The following is an 18,121-nucleotide window of genomic DNA, read 5'->3' on the forward strand; positions in this document are numbered from 1 at the left end:
GGCTCCACCGCCGGTAAGTTCCCCTTTTCCCTTGACTTGCATTTGGGAAATAGTTAGTTTGACAGATTGCTTTTTCAGCTTCGGTTTTCAGAAAGGTTACCCACGATATGGAAGAGTTGAGCGAACTGCTGTTGCAGAGAAGACGTAAGGTTGATGCTTTGTGGGAGGCGGGGATCAACCCGTACCCCAACGATTTCAAACCGCAGCACACCTCCGCGGACGTACGCGCCGCCTACGGTGATGTCGAGGTCATAGAGGAAAACCCGCAGACCTTCGTGGTGGCCGGCCGCATCCTGATGCGCCGCTCCTTCGGCAAGGCAGCCTTCGTGCAGATGCAGGACCGCAAGGGCCGCATCCAGCTCTACCTGAAAAAGGACGTCCTGGGCGACGAGCTCTTCGCCGAGTTCGAAGACTACGACCTGGGCGACATCGTCGGCGCCGTCGGCACTCCGTTTCGGACCAAGACCGGCGAGCTCTCCCTCGCGGTCAGCGAGATCCGCCTCTTAACCAAGGCGCTCTTGCCGCTCCCCGAGAAGTTCCACGGTCTTACCGACGTGGAAACCCGCTACCGCCAGCGCTACGTCGACCTGATCGTCTCCCCGGAGGTGCGTGAGGTCTTCTTCAAGCGCTCCCGCATCGTCTCCCTGATCCGCGAGTTCATGACCAGCCGCGACTTCCTCGAGGTGGAGACCCCGATGATGCAGCCGATCCCCGGCGGCGCCACCGCGAAGCCGTTCATCACCCACCACAACGCGCTGGACATGGACCTCTTCCTGCGCATCGCGCCGGAGCTCTACCTGAAGCGCCTGGTGGTGGGCGGTCTGGACCGCGTCTTCGAGATCAACCGCAACTTCAGAAACGAGGGGATCTCGGTACGCCACAACCCCGAGTTCACCATGATGGAGTTCTACCAGGCCTACGCAACCTTCGAGGACCTGATGAACTTCACCGAGGAGCTCCTCTGCCACGTGGCCCAGGAGGTCCTGGGGACCCTCGACTTCAGCTACGGCGGCCAGCCGATCAGCTTCCAGCGCCCCTGGCAGCGCTTCACCGTTAAAGAGGCGATCCTGCACTACGGCGACATCGACGCGAAGAGCCTCGAGGACCGCGACTTGGCCTACGCCTACGCTCAGCGCCTGGGGCTCGAACTCCCCGAGGACGTGGGGTACGGTCGCCTGATCACCGAGATCTTCGAGGAGGTCGCCGAGACCAAGCTGATCCAGCCGACCTTCATCACCAGCTACCCGACCGAAGTCTCGCCGCTCTCCCGCAAGAACGACCACGATCCCGACTACGTCGACCGCTTCGAGTTCTTCTGCGCCGGCCGCGAGATGGCCAACGCCTTCTCCGAGCTGAACGACCCGCGCGACCAGAAGGAGCGCTTCCTGGCCCAGGTGGCCGCCAAGGCCAAGGGTGACGAAGAGGCGCACTACATGGACGAGGATTACATCCGCGCCCTGGAGTACGGGCTCCCCCCGACCGCCGGCGAGGGTATCGGCATCGACCGCCTGGTCATGCTCCTGACCGACTCCCCGTCGATCCGCGACGTCATCCTGTTCCCGCAACTGAGAAAAGAGGCGAAGTAGATGCCTTTCGAGCTCCTGATCGGGCTGCGCTACCTGAAGGCCAAGCGCAAGTCGACCTTCATCTCGCTGATTACGCTCATCTCGGTCGCCGGCGTGGCGCTCGGGGTGATGGCGCTCATCATCGTACTCGCGGTGATGACCGGCTTCGAGGAAGATCTCAAGGACAAGATCCTGGGGACCAACGCGCACATCGTGGTGTTGAGCGGCGGCGGCCCCATGGAGAACTACCCGGAGATCATCAAGCGCCTGGAGAGCATGGACGGCGTGGTCGCCGCGACCCCCTTCATCTACAACCAGGTGATGCTCTCCAGCGGCCGTAACGTCTCCGGCGTGGTCTTGCGCGGCATCGACGTGGAGAGCGACATCAAGGTAACCAACCTGAAGAAGTCGATGGTGCAGGGGAGCCTCACTGACCTGGACGTAAAGGGGGACAAGCCGGGGCTCGTGATCGGCAAGGAACTCGCCAAGAACCTCGGCGTGATCGACGGCGATACCCTGGACGTGATCTCCCCGATGGGGAACATCACCCCGCTCGGGATGATGCCCAAGCTGCGCCGCTTCCAGGTGGTCGGCATCTTCAATACCGGGATGTTCGAGTACGACTCGACGCTTGCCTACGTGAACCTGAAAGAGGCCCAGCAGTTCCTCGACCTGGGGGATGCGGTCACCGGGATCCAGCTCAAGGTGCGCGACGTCTACAAGACCGGGGAACTCGCCAGCAAGATCGACCGGTCGCTCGGGGTGCGCTACCACGCCCGCGACTGGATGCAGATGAACAAGAACATCCTCTTCGCGCTTAAGACCGAGAAGAGCGTCATGTTCATCATCCTGACCCTCATCGTCCTGGTGGCCGCCTTCGGCATCGCCTCGACGCTCTTCATGGTGGTCATGGAGAAGACCCGCGACATCGCCATCCTGAAGTCCATGGGGGCGACCAGTCGCTCCATCATGAAGATCTTCGTCTTCGAAGGGGTGATTATCGGCGTGCTCGGTACCGTGATCGGCGTATTGAGCGGGCTTTTGATCGCGCTCAACCTGGAGCCGATCGTCGGCGCGGTCCAGAAGGTCACCGGCTTCGAGCTCTTCAGCAAGGACGTCTACTACCTGGACCACTTCCCGTCCCTGGTGATCCCCTCGGACGTCATCCTGATCAGCGTCACGGCGGTGGTGATCTCGTTCGTCGCCACTCTGTACCCGTCCTGGGCCGCCTCGCGGCTCTCCCCTGCGGAGGCCCTGCGCTATGAGTAGCCTGCTCGAAGTCCGCAACTTGCACAAAAGCTACGGCAGCGGCTCCCAGGCCGTCGACGTTTTGAAGGGGATCGACCTCACCATCGAAGCCGGCGACACGGTGGCCTTGGTGGGGCCTTCCGGTGCCGGCAAGAGTACCCTTTTGCACATGCTGGGGACCATCGACCGCCCCACCAAGGGGGAGGTGCTCTTCGACGGCCAGAACATCTTCACCCTGGCGGAGCAGTCCCTGGCCTCCTTCCGCAACCGCTCCATCGGTTTCGTCTTCCAGTTCCACCACCTGCTCCCCGAGTTCACCGCAATGGAGAACGTCATGATGCCGCTTTTGATCGGCGGCACGCGGCGCAGCGTGGCTGAGGTCCCGGCACGCCGGCTTTTGGACGACGTGGGGCTGTCGCACCGGATCACGCACCGCCCGGGGGAACTCTCCGGCGGCGAGCAGCAGCGGGTGGCCATCGCCCGTGCACTGGTGCGCGAGCCGCGCCTGCTGCTGGCCGACGAGCCGACCGGCAACCTCGACATGAAGACCAGCGACGAGATTCACCTCTTGCTCGACACCATCCAGCGCTCCACCGGCATCTCGCTGGTCATCGTGACCCACAACGAGAAGCTGGCGGCGGGGATGGGGCGCACCATCCGGATCGTGGACGGGCGCATCGTCTAGCTCCAGCCCGGGGCGCAAGGTTTGTCGCGCCGACGGCACATCGGGGCCGACGCGGCAGTACGAGCACCGAGCTTACTTTTGATTTTTATCCGCGCACTGCGCTCTTGGGGGAAATTTGCTCCGCAAAAACGTCTCTGCCATCATCGTAGCCCAGCTCACCGTCAGTTCCGCACTGGCTTTTGCCGAAACCGACGGCGCGACAGTCGGCAAGACGGCGCCTCCCGCAGCGGCAGCCGTCGAAAAGGCCGCCGAGAAGGGGGCGGCCCCCAAGGCCGCGGAAGCCGTGAACATCGACTACGCCGGCGCCAAGATCGCCTCGGTGCAGATCAAGGGGAACCGGCGCATCGAGACGGCAGCCATCCTGCCGGCGGTGCACGTGAAGCCGGGGGAACTCCTGGACCCGGCTCAAGTCGACGCCGACCTGCGCGCCATCTACAAGCTCGGCCATTTCCGCGACGTGCGCGCCGAGGTTGAGAAGGTCGACGGGGCGGTGGCGCTTTTCTACGTGGTGCAGGAAAAACCGGTGGTCCGCGAGGTGAAGTTCGAGGGAACCAAGGAGATCAGTACCGACAAGGTGCGCGACGCCCTGGGGATCAAGCCGAACACCATCTTCTCCCCCAAGGAGCTGCAGCAAGGGGTAAAGAAGGTCAAGAAGCTCTACTCCGACGACGGCTACTACTTGGCCGAGGTCGAGACCAGCACCACCCCGCGCTCGGAGAGCGAACTGAACCTCCTGGTCAAGGTGAAGGAAGGGGACAAGGTACTGATCCGCACCATCAACTTCACGGGTAACCACGCCTTCAGCGCCCGGAAGCTGAAAAAGAGCATGGAGACCGGCGAGAAGTGGATGTTCTCCTGGCTGACCGGTGCTGGCACCTACAAAGAGGAGATGCTCAAAAACGACGTGCAGCTTTTAACCGAGTTCTACATGAACAACGGCTACGTCAACGTGAAGGTCGGCGAGCCGAAGGTTGATCTCCTGCCGGACAAGACGGGCCTTACCGTCAGCATCGGGATCTCCGAGGGGGAGCAGTACAAGATCGGCAAGCTCGCCTTCAGCGGCGACCTCCTGGAGAGCCGCGATGTCCTCATGAAGAAGCTCACCACCAAGACCGGGCAGCTCTTCAGCCGCAGCGCGCTCAGGACCGACGTGGTCGGACTCACTGACCTCTACGCCGACAAAGGGTTCGCCTTCGCCAACGCCTCGCCGGGGCTGCACATCAACCCCGAGGACCGCACCGTCGACATCACCTTCGAGATGGAGAAGGGGCAGCTGGTGCACATCGACCGGATCAACATCGCCGGCAACGCCAAGAGCCGCGACAAGGTGCTGCGCCGCGAGCTACGCCTCGAGGAGGGCGAGCTCTACTCCGCCACTGGGCTCAAGCGCAGCAAGCAGAACCTGATGAACACCGGTTTCTTCGAGGACGCAAGCCTCACCACCGTGAAGGGGAGCCGGTCGGACCTGCTCGACCTCAACGTCGAGGTGAAGGAGAAACCGACCGGGACCTTCAGTGTGGGGGCGGGTTACAGCTCGTTGGACGGCGTCATCGGCCAGGGTTCCGTGCAGCAGGCAAACTTCCTTGGGCTGGGTCTTAAGGCCACTGCGGCCGTATCCTTTGGGAGCAAGTCGCAGACCTACAACCTGGGGCTCACCGATCCCTACTTCATGGACACCAAGTGGACCGTGGGTGCCGACGTCTACCGGACCGAGCGCCAGTACCTGGACTACACCCGGCGCGCCACCGGCGGCGATATCAAGGCGGGCTACAGCCTTTCGGATAACCTGAGCACCTTCTGGCTCTACAAGTACGAGCAGAAGGAGATCAGGGACGAGTCGGTCGGTCTGTTGCAGAGCATTCACCTGGGGACCATCGTCGCGCCGGACCGCTCCTCGTCGACGAGCTCGATTACGGCGAGCCTCACCAACAACACGACCGACTACCGGATCGACCCGTCGCTTGGCTTCATCAACACGCTGTCGATCGAGTTTGCCGGCCTGGGCGGCTCGAACCGTTTCCTGCGCTACGTCACGGAGCACACCTATTTCCATCCGGTCGCCTTCGGCTCGGTAGCCTCGGTGCGCGGCACTTTGGGGTACATCCAAGGGTTGGGCAAAGGGGTGCCGATCGACGAACGGTTCTACCTCGGGGGGATCAGCTCGCTGCGCGGCTATGCAGGCCGCACCGTTTCGCCGTACCTCGCCCCGTGGGTAACCACCAACGATTACAACGGTAACGAGACGACCGCCCAGAACCACGTCTACCTCGGGGGGCTGATGGAGGCGGTGGCTAACGTCGAGTACACCTTCCCGCTCCTTAAGGATGCGGGGCTCAAAGGGGTGGTTTTCTTCGATGCCGGCAACTGCGACAACACCTTCAAGAGCACCTTCGGCAGTGTCCTGACCAGCTACGGATTCGGCTTCCGCTGGTTCTCTCCGATCGGGCCGCTCCGGTTGGAGTACGGTATCCCGCTCAACCCCCGCCAGGGGGTCGACAGCTCAAGCGGAAAACTCGAATTCTCGATTGGCAGTATTTTCTAAATTCTTAGGAACGATAAGGAGCACGACATGAAACGTTTCATTCTCGCTTTTTTCCTGATGGCAGCCGTTCCCTTTGCCGCTTCGGCAGCCGAGGCGGCAAAGGTAGGTTCCGTTGATATCCAGAAGGTCCTCTTGATGTCGGAGGCCGGCAAGGAGGCCAAGGAGCAGCTGAGCCAGAAGGCCGCCAAGTACGAGTCCGAGAAAACCACCAGGGAAGACGAACTGAAAAAGCTCAAGGGCGAACTGGAGAAGCAGGGTCTGGTCCTCTCCGAGAGCGCCCGCAGCGCCAAAGAGCGCGACTACCAGCAGCGTCTCAAGGAGTACCAGCGCTTCTTGAAAGATGCCCAGGACGACCTGCAGGCTAAAAACGACGAGTTCACCGGTAAGATCGTGGACGAGGTGGTGAAGGTAGCCCAGGCCTACGGCCGCCAGAACGGCTACACCGCCATCTTCGTGAAGAGCGAGAGCATCGTCTACCTGGATCCCAGCGCCGATGTGACCGAGGAAGTCCTCAAGTCCTTCAACGCGTCGCGTAAGAAGTAAACCTAAGGGCCGTTCCAGGTTCTATGTGCTACGTTCTAGGTTGACGGCGAAACGAGAATCAGAAGCGCCAGAAATGGGTCGCGGATTTTCGGCCTTTGCTTTTCAACGTAGAACATAGAACGTAGAACCTGAGAACCGCCTTTTTCGCCTTTTGGGGTTTTTATGAAAAAATCGCTCAACGAAATTGCCCAGTACCTGGGCGGCAGGGTGTCCGGCGACGGCGAGGTGCTGATCGGCGGACTGGCCACGCTGGACGACGCCGGCGAAGGGCAACTCACCTTCCTGGCCAACCCGAAGTACGCGGCCAAGGTGGCTACCACTCGCGCTTCCGGGGTGCTGCTCCCGGAGGGGGCGGAGCCGCACGGGCGCAACGCCATCTTCCACGCCAACCCTTACCTGGCCTTTGCGAAGCTGCTCACCCTCTTCTACGTGAGCACCCCGGCGCCGGCCGGCATTCTCCCCGGTGCCCAGGTGGCCGAAGGGGTCAAGATGGGGACCGACTGCACCATCCACCCCGGCGCCTCGGTGGCCCCCGGGGTTACCCTCGGCAGCCGCGTGGTGCTCTATCCCGGCGTGGTGCTCTACCCCGGGGTCACCTTGGGCGACGACGTCACCCTGCACGCCAACGTGAGCGTGCGCTCGGGGTGCCGCATCGGCAACCGGGTCACCATCCACGACGGCACGGTGGTCGGCTCGGACGGCTTCGGCTACGCGCCCGACGGCAAGAACTGGTACAAGATCCCGCAGATCGGCATCGTGGTCATCGAAGACGACGTGGAGATCGGCTCCAACACCGTCATCGACCGCGCCGCACTCGAGGTCACCCGCATCCGCCGCGGCACCAAGATCGACAACCTGGTCCAGATCGCCCACAACTGCATCATCGGCGAGGACTGCATGATCGTCTCCCAGGTGGGGATCTCCGGTAGCACCCAGGTGGGCAACCATGTTATCATGGGCGGCCAGGTCGGGGTGGCGGGGCACCTGAAGATCGGCGACAACGTCATGCTCGGCGCCAAGGCCGGCGTGCCGGGGAACGTCGCCCCGAACCAGACGGTTAGCGGCACCCCCTGCATCCCGCACCGGGACTGGCTCAAGGCCTCCGGCGTCTTCCCGAAACTGCCGGAGATGAAGAAGAGCCTCGGAACCCTGGAAAGGCGGGTAGCCGAGTTGGAGGTCCTGGTGGCAAAGCTTGCCCCTGGCGAGACCGAGGTGCAGTAAACCGGCGGGGGCACCTATTAAACGTCCCCCTCTCTAGCCGTTCCGATTTTTGATCGCGCGCCGGGTAGCTCACGGCGCGAAATTCTTATTTGCAGTACGAGGAGTCGGCAATGCTTGATATTAATCAGATCATGGAAATTCTGCCGCACCGCTACCCGTTTCTCATGGTAGACAAGGTGCTCGAGATCGAACCGGGCAAGCGGGTCGTCGCCATCAAGAACGTCACCATGAACGAGCCCTTTTTCCAGGGGCACTTCCCGGGGCATCCGGTCATGCCGGGAGTCCTCATCATCGAGGCCATGGCCCAGGTGGCGGCGATCATGGCGTACCTTGCCACCGACGACAACGAGAAGGACAAGGTGAGCTACTTCATGGCCATCGACAACGCGCGCTTCCGCAAACCGGTGAAACCCGGCGACACCCTGCGCATCGAGATCGAGACCATCTTTTACAAACGCGGCATCTGGAGCGTGGCCGGCAAGACCTACGTCGGCGACACCCTGGTGACCGAGGCGGAACTCAAGGCAACCCTGGCGGACAAGTAGCGAGAGGCAGGGACGAGGGATGAGGGACTCGGTATATCGGTCCGCAGTCCGATATTTCGGCCCCAGTCCCCAGCCCAGTCCCTAGTCCCTGTAGTACTGGAGAACCACATGATCCACCCAAGCGCAATCATTTATCCCGGCGCGCAGATTCACCCGGAAGTAGAGATCGGCCCGTACGCCGTGATCGGAGAGCACGTCAAGATCGGCCGTGGCACCAAGGTCGGGCCGCACGCAGTGATCGACGGCTGGACCGAGATCGGGGAGAACAACACCATCTTCCACATGGCGTCGGTGGGAGCTGTCCCGCAGGACCTCAAGTACCGCGGCGAAGAGACCTACCTGCGCATCGGCAACGGCAACACCATCCGGGAGTTCGCCAGCCTGCACCTGGGTACGGTCACCGGCGACGGCGAGACCACGGTGGGCGACGGCAACCTCTTCATGGCTTACTCGCACGTGGCCCACGACTGCCACATCGGCAACCACGTGGTGATGGCGAACGCCGCCACGCTGGCTGGCCACGTCAGGGTCGAGGACTTCGCGATCCTTGGGGGGCTTTGCTGCGTGCTGCAGTTCTGCCGCATCGGGGCCCACGTCATGGTCGGGGGCGCCACGCCGGTCGGCATGGACGTTCCTCCCTACACCATCGTCACCGGCGACAACCGCGAGGCGCGCCTGAGGGGGTTGAACCTGGTGGGGCTCAAGCGCCGCAACTTCCCGCCCGAGACCGTAGCCGGGCTCAAGAAGGCCTACAAGCTTTTGACCATGTCCGGCCTCAGGCAGACCGAGGCCATCGAGCGGATGAAGGCGGAGATCCCGTCCTGTCCGGAGGTCGACCACTTCATCTCCTTCATCGAGTCCTCCCAGCGCGGGGTGTGCAAGTAACTGCAGGTTGAGGTTAAGGTCGAGGATGAGAAACGGCGTGTGCCGTCTTCCGCCTCGGCCTTGACCTCGTGCTGTTTCTGAGGGAGCCTGCTCTTCCCGTACTCCACTTTTTCGAGGTTCACCCGTTGTCCCAAAGAAGTGACTCAGTCATGATCGTAGCCGGCGAGGCGTCCGGCGACCTGTACGGGGCAGAGCTCGCACGCGAGCTGCGCACCCTGGCGCCCGGAACCCGGCTTATCGGGATGGGGGGCGACCGGATGCGGGAAGCCGGGGTCGAGACGCTGGTTGACGCGAACGACATGGCGGTCATGGGGCTGGTCGAGGTGGTCGGCCACCTTCCCACCATCGTGAAGGGGTTCTCGGTCCTCAAAAAGCGACTTTTGAGCGATCCGCCTCGGCTTTTGGTCCTCATCGACTACCAGGATTTCAACCAGCGGCTGGCCAAGGTCGCCAAAAAGGCCGGCATCACGGTGCTCTTCTTCATAAGCCCCACGGTCTGGGCCTGGCGCAGCGGCAGGGTGCACGAAATCAGGAAGGTCGTCGACATGATGGCGGTCCTCTTCCCCTTCGAGGTCCCCTTCTACGAGAAGGCCCACGTTCCGGTGAGTTTCGTCGGGCACCCGCTGGTCGACATGGTGCCGCCCGCCCTTAACCGGCGCGAGGCGAGAACGGCCCTGGGGATCGATCCCGCGCGGCGCACCGTCGGGCTCTTCCCGGGGAGCCGCAAGGGGGTCCTGAAGCGGCTTCTGCCGACCGTCCTCGAGTCGGCGGTGCTCCTCAAAAAGAGCATGCCCGAGCTGCAGTTCGTGCTCCCCTTGGCGGCCACCCTGCGCCCGGCCGACCTGGAGCCGGAACTCTCCGCCTCGGGGCTCGAGGTCGCCGTCATCTCCGGCAAGAACCACGAGCTCATGTCCGCCTGCGACGCCGCCATCTCGGTCTCCGGGACGGTGATCATGGAGCTCGCACTGGTCGGCGTGCCCACCGTGCTCATCTACAAGGTCTCTCCCCTTACCTACCAGATAGGGAAGCGGGTGATCAACGTGCCGCACATCGGGATCTGCAACATCGTCGCCGGGAAGCGGATCATCAAGGAACTGATTCAGCACGAGGCGAACCCGCAGGCGATTGCCGGCGAGGCCGACGCGCTGTTAAACGACGCATCCTACAGGGCGCAGGTCGTCAGCGACCTGGCCGGGGTGCGCGAAAAGCTGGGAAGCGGCGGCGCGCTGAAGCGCCTGGCGCTGCTTGCCCGGCAGATGATGGAAAAGGATGCAGGTTAAATGAACGCCTTTGCACGACTTATCAGCTATTGCCGCCCCTACTGGTGGCGCATCGCCCTCGCTGCGCTGGGTTCCCTCGCGGTGGGCGGGATGGACGGTGCTCTCGCCTACCTGGTGGAGCCGGTGTTGAAACGGATCTTCTCCGGCAAGGACATGCAGATCTTCGTGTTCCTCCCGCTGGGGATCATGGTGCTCTACGCCGTGCGCGGCGGGTGCCGCTTCATGAACGACTACTTCCTGCGCACCGCTGGCCAGCTCGCGGTCCAGGATGTGCGCAACGCCATCTACCGCAAAAACATCCGGCTCAGCATGGGGTTCTTCAACCAGCATCCAACCGGATCGCTCATGTCCCGCATCCTCAACGATGTCGGCATGATGCAGGAGGGGATGGGGAACGTCATCACCGGCCTGTTTCGCGACGGGATCTCGGCGGCCTCGCTTTTGGGGCTCATCTTTTACCGCAACTGGGAGCTGGCCATCATCTCCTTCACGGTGATCCCGCTGTCGGTGTTCCCGGCGCAGAAGATCGGCCGGCGCATCAAGAACCTGGCGCGCCAGGGGCAGGGGAAGATGGGGGACATCTCCTCCATCCTGCAGGAGACCTTCTCCGGCATCAAGGTGATCAAGGCCTTCGGGCTGGAGTCGCGCGAGATCGAGCGCTTCGAGGAGACCAACCTCGAGCTCTACTCGTTCTCCCGGCGCAACATCAAGTACGAGGCGATCTCCACCCCGCTCATGGAGTCGATCACCTCGATCGGCATCGCTGTGGTGATCTGGGTGGGCGGCCGTTCGGTCATGAAGGGGGCGATGAGCGCCCCGGAGTTCTTCTCCTTCATCACCGCGATGTTGCTGGTCTACACCCCGGTCAAGCGCCTGGTCGCCTCCTACAACACGCTGCAGCGTGCCATGGGTGCCGCCGAGCGGGTCTTCGAGGTGATCGACCAGGTTCCCCAGATTGCCGACGCACCCGATGCCCACGAGCTGGGACGCTCCAAGGGGGAGGTGGAGTTCCGCGGGGTCTCCTTCCGCTACGAGGAGGAGAACGTGCTGAACCGGGTGAGCCTTACGGCGAACCGCGGCGAGGTGCTGGCCCTGGTAGGCCCCTCCGGCGGCGGCAAGACCACCCTGGTCTCGCTGATCAGCCGCTTCTACGACCCGACCGAGGGGGCGATCCTCATCGACGGGCACGATATCCGGCAGCTCACGCTGAAAAGCCTGATGGCCCAGGTCGCCCTGGTGGACCAGGAGACCATCCTGTTCAACGACACCATCGCGAACAACATCCGCTACGGGAAGACCGACGCGAGCGAGGAAGAGGTGCAGCGTGCCGCCCAGGCCGCCTTCGCCCACGACTTCATCAGCCAGCTCCCCGAGGGGTACGAGACCAACATCGGGGACCGTGGCGTACGTCTCTCCGGCGGGCAGCGCCAGCGGATCTGCATCGCGCGCGCCATCCTGAAGGACGCGCCGATCCTGATCCTGGACGAGGCGACCAGTGCGCTCGACACCGAAAGCGAGCAGATGGTGCAGGCGGCACTCAACAACCTGATGGCCAACCGCACCACCTTCGTGATCGCCCACCGGCTCTCCACCATCACCCACGCCGACCGGATCCTGGTGCTTGAGAAGGGGGAGATCGTCGAGACCGGCAACCACGACGCGCTCATCGCCCGCGGCGGGACCTACAGCAGGCTGCATGCGCTGCAGTTCGGCGAACAGCCGGCCGCGGAGTAAAAAACCGAGGACTCCCCAGCCAGCTATCCCGGAGCGCGAGGGAGCTGTCGCAGGGGTGAATAATCAAACTGGTCCTACCTGGGTGAAGCTGCCACGAAGCAACGTCGACCGTTGTTTCGGCTTCCCCCTCACCCCGACCCTCCCCCGCGGGGGGGGAGGCAGGTCTACGATCTTTACCGACCCACCTGGGTCAATTGTTGGAGAGCAGGTGCTGAAAGAGATTCGTTGGTATTCGGAGCTGGCGCTGTTTCTGGTGCTCTCGCTGGTCATCTCCTGGCTTCCCGGCCGGAGCGCGGACTGGGTGGGAAGCCGGCTGGGGCGCCTTTTCTTTTATGTCCTGAAGGAGCGCCGCCAGGTGGCGCTGGAAAACATCGAGCGCGCCCTCCCGTTCCTGGAGGCCCAGCCCGGCTGGGTGCTCCGCACCCCGCGCGAACTCGCCCGGGAGACCTTCGAGAACCTGGGGCGCTCGCTGGTGGAGGACTGCAAGGTCTACCACGGCCACGGCCGCCGGTTGATCGACGCAGCCGAGATCCGTGGCCTGGAGAACTTCGACGCGGCCCGGAAGAAGGGGAAAGGGGTCGCCTTCATCACCGCGCACTGCGGCAACTGGGACCTTCTCGCGCTTGGCTTCGGAGCCCGGGTCCAGGAGATCACCGTGGTGGCCCGGCGCCAGGACAACCCGCACTTAAACGAGGTGCTGGAGCGGATCCGCAAGGCCTACGGCAACCGGGTCTTCTACAAGAGCAGCGCGCTGCGCGCCATGCTGGGGGCCTTCAAACGCCAGGAGGTCGTCGGGATGCTGATCGACCAGGCGGTGGGGGCCGACGAAGGGATCCTCATCGAGTTCCTGGGGCGGCCGGCCTGGGCCACCAAGCTCCCGGCCTACATCGCCAAGAAGGCCGGCACCCCCATGGTTCCTGCCTTCATCCACCGCGAGGGGGACCGCCAGGTGATGGACTTCTACCCGGAGCTCATGCCCTCGACGGCGGCCGATCCGGATCAGGCGGCGGCCGAAGACGTCCAGGCGCTGAACCGCTGCATCGAGCGCTACATCGTGGCCCATCCCACCGAGTGGTACTGGATCCACAAACGCTGGAAGAACACCGGCGGCCTCACGGTCCCGGTCCTCGGAGGACGCGATGCGCAGTAAGACCATTACCCGCGAGTTCCTGCTGGCCCTGGCCGTCCTGGTCGGCGCGACCGCGCTTTGCGCCGCCACCGGGTTCGACCTCGCCGTGGAACAGCGCTTCTACCTGGCCGCCCCGGACTGGGGGATCGGCAACCTCGACCCGTGGCGCGCTCTCTACCGCTTCGGCGTCTGGCCTGCCTACCTCTTAAGCGGGGGGGCTCTCCTGCTCCTGGTGGCGGGGTTCTTCTCGGCGAAGGCCCTTTTGTACCGCAAGAGCGCGCTCCTCATGGTGCTGCTCATGCTGATCGGGCCCGGGCTTTTGGTGAACGCAATCTTCAAAGATCACTGGGGGAGGCCGCGGCCGCGCCAGATGCAGGTTTTCGGCGGCGACCGGCAGTTCCACCAGCCCTGGGAGCGCGGCATCGACGGGGCGGGGCGCTCGTTTCCGTCGGGGCACGCCTCGGCGGCCTTCTACCTGATCGCCCCCTACTTCGTGCTGCGGGCGCGCGATAGGCGCCGGGCCCGTTTGGCGCTGGCGGCCGGTCTGGCCTACGGCGCCCTCATGGGGATAGCCCGGATGGCCCAGGGGGGACATTTCCCCACCGACGTCCTTTGGGCCGGCGGCATCGACTACCTGGTGGGGCTTGCCCTGTACTACCTGCTGCGCCTGGATCTAGCGGGTGCGGAGACAGGGGAACCGGCAGCCGCGGTTCCCGTCCCCGGAGGGACGACGTGATCCACCTGCTCTACAACCTGATCCTGCTCCTGGCGCTTCCGGGGATTGTCGCCTACCACTGGTACCGCTCCAAGAGCCGCGGCCGGCGCACGGCCCTGCGCGAGCGCTTCGGCACCATCCCCGAGGATGACCTGGCGGTCCTGCGCGGCGAGCGGGTCATCCTGGTGCACGCGGTCTCGGTGGGGGAGACCATCGCCTCCTTCCCGCTTTTGAAAGGGTTGCGCTCCCGTTACCCCGGGCACAGGCTGGTGCTCACCAACGTGACCGAGACCGGGCGCGCGGTGGCCCTCAAAAGCAACCTCGCCGATCGCTGCCTCTACCTCCCCTTCGACTATCTCTTCGCGGTCCGCTCCCTTTTGCGCCAGGTGAACCCCGAGCTGATTATCCTCATGGAGACCGAGCTCTGGCCCAACTTCATCAGGGCTGCCGCCGAACTGAACATGCCGGTGCTGCTGGCCAACGGGCGCATCTCGGACCGCTCCTTCGGCCGCTACCTGCGCCTGGCCTGGTTCTTCGGCCCGGTGCTGCGCCAGCTCTCCGCCTTGGGGATGCAGACCGCCGTCGACGCGGAACGGATCGCGGCCATCGGCGCCTATCCGCAGACCGTGCGGGTGACCGGCAACCTGAAGTACGACATCCCGCTGCAGCGCCCGAGCGCCGAGGAGCTCTTGGAGCTCAAGGGGCGCTACGGCATTCCCGCCGGCGCCTTCGTCCTCACCGTTGCCAGCACCCACGAAGGGGAAGATGAACCGGCGCTGGAGGCCTACCAGCAGCTCCTGCAACTGGACGCCGGGGCTTTCCTGATCCTGGCTCCGCGCCACCCCGAGCGTGCGGCTGCGGTCGCCGAACTGGTGGCCCGGCGCGGCATCGGCTGCACGCTGCGCTCGCGGCTTTCCGAACATCCCGATGCGCTTCCGGCGGGGTCGGTGCTGCTGCTCGACACGGTGGGAGAACTGGCCCGGCTCTACAGCGTGAGCGACCTGGTCTTCGTGGGGGGGAGCCTGGTCCCGACCGGCGGGCACAACCCGCTGGAGCCTGCCGCCTGCGGGGTGCCCGTACTCTTCGGGCCGCACATGGAGAACTTCCGGGAGATTGCCGCGTTCTTCCTGAACGCCGGTGCCGGCCTGCAGGTGGCCGACGGCGCCGATCTCGCAACCGAGGTGCTGCGCCTGGCCGGCGACCGGGGGGCGCGTCTTGCCATCGGCGAGCAGGGGAGGGCGCTTTTGGAAGAGTGCTCCGGAGCGACCGGAAGGACGCTCGACCTCGCGGCGGGGTTACTTCCCGAGCCCCCAGATGCTGCCGCGGCGCGGGGTGCCAGGTGAGCGGGCTGGCGCTCTACTTCACCGAGCTGGTCGAGGGGAAGCGCGAAAGCCTCGGCGACCGGCTGCTGCTCGGCGCACTCAAGACGGTTTCGCACCCCTATCGCCACCTGCTGGCCCTGCGCGCCTTCGCTTACCGCCAGGGCCTTTTGCGTTCCTACCGGCTTCCCCGCCCGGTCGTTTCCGTGGGGAACATCGGGCTGGGGGGCACCGGCAAGACCCCGACCGTCGCCTGGATCGCCGGGTACCTCATGAGCCGCGGTAAGCGGGTCGCCGTCCTTTCCCGCGGTTACGGAGGTTCCGCCATGGGGGAGCCGCTCATCGTCTCGGACGGGAGCTCCCTGTTGGCTGCTCCGGAGCAGTGCGGGGACGAGCCGTACCTCCTCGCGCAGCAACTGCCGGGGCTCATGGTGGTCATCGGCTCCGACCGCTACCGGGCCGGAGAGCTGGCGCTGAAGGAGCTCAACCCCGATATCTTCATCCTGGACGACGGCTACCAGCACCTGCGCCTAAAGCGCGACCTCAATGTGCTCCTTTTGGACGCGGCGCGCCCCTTTGCGACCGGTTACACCCTGCCGGCCGGCATGCTGCGCGAAGGGAAAGAGGCGGCGCGGCGCGCGGACCTGGTGCTCTACACCCGCTCTGCAACGCCGGGGGTGCCGGACCTCTTTCCCGAGCTCCCCAGCTGTTGGTCCGACCACCGGCTGACCGGGGTGCGCCCGCTTAGCGGCGGGAGCCTGCTCGGGTTCCAGATCTTCAAGGGGGAGCGGGTCACCGCCTTTTCCGGGATCGCCTCGCCGGCCTCCTTTTTCAAGCTACTCGAGGGGGAGGGAGTTACCCTTGCCGCGACGCTCGGCCTTCCGGACCACGTGAAGTACGGGGCCGAGGAGATCGACGCGGTGTGCCGGTTGAAGGAAGCCTCCGGCTCGGACTCTTTGATCACCACCGCGAAGGATGCCGTGAAGCTCGCGTCGTGTGCCGGCCGGCTGGGTCCCTGCTACGTCGCCCAGCTCGAGCTCGACCTCCTCGAGGGGAGCGCCCTGCGCCAGGCCCTGGACCGGTTCATCTAACTCCGGCTACCAGTTGATGCACCTGAAGGATTCCCTCTCCCCTTGCGGGAGAGGGTTAGGGTGAGGGGGAAGGTACCACCTCATCTCAGTTGGCAGCTTCGGGGGGGGGCGAGCATCTTCCCGGTTCTAACTGAACCGCTTTTTTGTCTTTAAGATGAAAAAACGTGGTTAAGCTTTCTCATTTGTGGCAGAATGCTGCCTGCTGCCGGTCTCTGCAGCGAGTCTGGCGGCGACCGCGGTCGCGGCGGCTTGCGGCGCGGAGCCTGCAGGTTAACCGGACCACCACGGTGGCACCGGCGTTTTTTTGTGTGGAGCAGTCGATGTCGAACCTGGAGAAGATCTTGCCGATTCTGGCCTGCCCGTCCTGCCACGGTCCCCTGGACCAGGCGCCGGATGCCCTGTGCTGTCCGGCCTGCCGGCTCAGGTTCCCGGTGCGTGACGGGATCCCGGTCCTGCTGGTGGAGGCGGCGCAACCCCTATGAGTGCTCCCCTCGATCCGAACCGGGTGCGTAACATCCTGGTGCGCGGCACCAATTGGCTGGGGGACGCGGTGATGAACACCCCGGCCCTGGGCGCCATCCGCGAGACCTTTCCCAAGGCCCGGATCACCCTCTTGGTGATCCCCACGGTTGCCGAACTCTTCACCCCGCACCAGTGGGTGGACGAGGTCGTGGTCTACGACCGCAAGGGGCGCCACCAGGGGATCCGCGGGCGGCTGCGCCTGGCCGGCGAGCTGCGCCGGCGCCGCTTCGACCTGGCCATCCTGCTGCAAAACGCCATCGATGCTGCGATCATCGCCACGCTGGCGGGGATCCCGCGCCGCATGGGGACCCGCACCGACGGGCGCGGCTTCCTTTTGACCCACGGTTTCAACCAGAAGAGCCTCGACCCCCGGCTGCACCACGTGGACTACTACCTCGAGATGCTGGGTCACTTCGGGATCCGCGCGGCGCAGAAACGCCAGCTCCTCTGCCTGGCGGAGGAAGAGCGCGCGGCGGTCAGGCGGCGTTTCGAGGAAGGGGGGATCGTCCCCGGCGATTTCGTGATCGGAATCAATCCCGGGGCCGCCTACGGTTCCGCAAAACGCTGGTATCCCGAACGCTTCGCGGCCGCCGGGGCCGAGCTGGCGCGGCGCTGGGGAGCCAAACTCGTGGTGTTCGGCGGGCCGGGCGAGGTCGCCATCGCCCGCGACATCGAGGCCTCCCTCGAGGGACCCTGCCTGAACCTGGCGGGAACCCTCACGGTGCGGGAGCTGATGGCCAGCATCGAGCGCTGCAACTTCTTCATCAGCAACGACTCCGGCCCCATGCACATCGCGGCCGCCTTCGGGGTGCCGCTGGTCGCCGTCTTCGGCTCGACCGACCACCGCACCACCTACCCCTGGTCCGATAAAGCCGTGGTGGTGCGCAAAGAGGTGGACTGCGCCCCCTGTCTCAAGCGCGAGTGCCCCACCGACCATCGTTGCATGAAACAGGTGACGGCTGAGGACGTGGTGCAGGCCGCGGTAGAACTGCAGAAGCAATTGACGATTGAAAATTGACAATGAAGTGCAGGTCACCTGAAACAGCCGCCGAACGTTGTTGGTTCAGGCGCTTCCTCGCAAAGGAAAATCTTTAATA

Annotated in this window: 16 protein-coding genes; all 16 read left to right on the plus strand. The window is 64.4% G+C overall.

The features are described 5' to 3' along the window. The first annotated feature begins 107 nt into the window (after positions 1 to 107). Positions 108 to 1,586: a lysine--tRNA ligase gene (lysS, locus tag GMST_RS19485; protein WP_183356380.1), complete on the plus strand. Its 1,479-nt coding sequence runs from the start codon at positions 108 to 110 to the stop codon at positions 1,584 to 1,586. Then, positions 1,587 to 2,834, plus strand: a complete 1,248-nt coding sequence (locus GMST_RS19490) for a lipoprotein-releasing ABC transporter permease subunit (protein WP_183356381.1) — start codon at positions 1,587 to 1,589, stop codon at positions 2,832 to 2,834. Beyond that, on the plus strand, positions 2,827 to 3,498 hold the full coding sequence (locus tag GMST_RS19495) for an ABC transporter ATP-binding protein (protein ID WP_183356382.1): 672 nt from the start codon (positions 2,827 to 2,829) through the stop codon (positions 3,496 to 3,498). Before GMST_RS19490 ends, GMST_RS19495 begins: the two co-directional genes overlap by 8 nt. Before the next feature lie 115 nt (positions 3,499 to 3,613). Next, complete coding sequence (gene bamA, locus GMST_RS19500) at positions 3,614 to 6,040, plus strand: outer membrane protein assembly factor BamA (protein ID WP_183356383.1); 2,427 nt, start codon at positions 3,614 to 3,616, stop codon at positions 6,038 to 6,040. A 27-nt stretch (positions 6,041 to 6,067) separates the two neighbouring features. Further along, positions 6,068 to 6,583, plus strand: a complete 516-nt coding sequence (locus GMST_RS19505) for an OmpH/Skp family outer membrane protein (protein WP_183356384.1) — start codon at positions 6,068 to 6,070, stop codon at positions 6,581 to 6,583. 162 nt (positions 6,584 to 6,745) lie between these two features. Beyond that, entirely contained in the window at positions 6,746 to 7,804 is a 1,059-nt protein-coding gene (gene lpxD, locus GMST_RS19510) for a UDP-3-O-(3-hydroxymyristoyl)glucosamine N-acyltransferase (RefSeq protein WP_183356385.1), read from the plus strand. 110 nt (positions 7,805 to 7,914) lie between these two features. Next, positions 7,915 to 8,349 carry a 3-hydroxyacyl-ACP dehydratase FabZ gene (gene fabZ, locus GMST_RS19515; protein WP_183356386.1) on the plus strand — a complete coding sequence of 145 codons (435 nt, stop codon included), beginning with the start codon at positions 7,915 to 7,917 and terminating at the stop codon, positions 8,347 to 8,349. A gap of 108 nt (positions 8,350 to 8,457) precedes the next feature. Next, on the plus strand, positions 8,458 to 9,234 hold the full coding sequence (gene lpxA, locus GMST_RS19520) for an acyl-ACP--UDP-N-acetylglucosamine O-acyltransferase (protein ID WP_183356387.1): 777 nt from the start codon (positions 8,458 to 8,460) through the stop codon (positions 9,232 to 9,234). A 125-nt stretch (positions 9,235 to 9,359) separates the two neighbouring features. Then, complete coding sequence (lpxB, locus tag GMST_RS19525; RefSeq protein WP_183356388.1) at positions 9,360 to 10,514, plus strand: lipid-A-disaccharide synthase; 1,155 nt, start codon at positions 9,360 to 9,362, stop codon at positions 10,512 to 10,514. Beyond that, a complete protein-coding gene (gene msbA / locus GMST_RS19530; RefSeq protein WP_183356389.1) occupies positions 10,515 to 12,248 on the plus strand; it encodes a lipid A export permease/ATP-binding protein MsbA in 1,734 nt (577 codons plus the stop codon). Positions 12,249 to 12,456: 208 nt separating this feature from the next. Further along, a complete protein-coding gene (locus GMST_RS19535; protein WP_183356390.1) occupies positions 12,457 to 13,398 on the plus strand; it encodes a lysophospholipid acyltransferase family protein in 942 nt (313 codons plus the stop codon). Then, the gene (locus tag GMST_RS19540; RefSeq protein ID WP_183356391.1) at positions 13,388 to 14,113 is read left to right on the plus strand and encodes a phosphatase PAP2 family protein; all 726 of its coding nucleotides are present in this window, start codon (positions 13,388 to 13,390) and stop codon (positions 14,111 to 14,113) included. Before GMST_RS19535 ends, GMST_RS19540 begins: the two co-directional genes overlap by 11 nt. Further along, the gene (locus GMST_RS19545; protein WP_183356392.1) at positions 14,110 to 15,435 is read left to right on the plus strand and encodes a 3-deoxy-D-manno-octulosonic acid transferase; all 1,326 of its coding nucleotides are present in this window, start codon (positions 14,110 to 14,112) and stop codon (positions 15,433 to 15,435) included. Before GMST_RS19540 ends, GMST_RS19545 begins: the two co-directional genes overlap by 4 nt. After that, entirely contained in the window at positions 15,432 to 16,502 is a 1,071-nt protein-coding gene (lpxK, locus tag GMST_RS19550) for a tetraacyldisaccharide 4'-kinase (protein ID WP_183356393.1), read from the plus strand. The genes GMST_RS19545 and lpxK overlap by 4 nt, the downstream gene beginning before the upstream one ends. 320 nt (positions 16,503 to 16,822) lie before the next feature. Next, positions 16,823 to 16,984: a Trm112 family protein gene (locus tag GMST_RS19555; RefSeq protein WP_183356394.1), complete on the plus strand. Its 162-nt coding sequence runs from the start codon at positions 16,823 to 16,825 to the stop codon at positions 16,982 to 16,984. Next, positions 16,981 to 18,042 (plus strand): lipopolysaccharide heptosyltransferase II, encoded by a 1,062-nt coding sequence (gene waaF / locus GMST_RS19560; RefSeq protein WP_183356395.1) that lies wholly within the window; start codon positions 16,981 to 16,983, stop codon positions 18,040 to 18,042. Before GMST_RS19555 ends, waaF begins: the two co-directional genes overlap by 4 nt. Positions 18,043 to 18,121: the final 79 nt, after the last annotated feature.

This window comes from Geomonas silvestris (assembly GCF_014193515.1).
GTDB lineage: Bacteria > Desulfobacterota > Desulfuromonadia > Geobacterales > Geobacteraceae > Geomonas > Geomonas silvestris.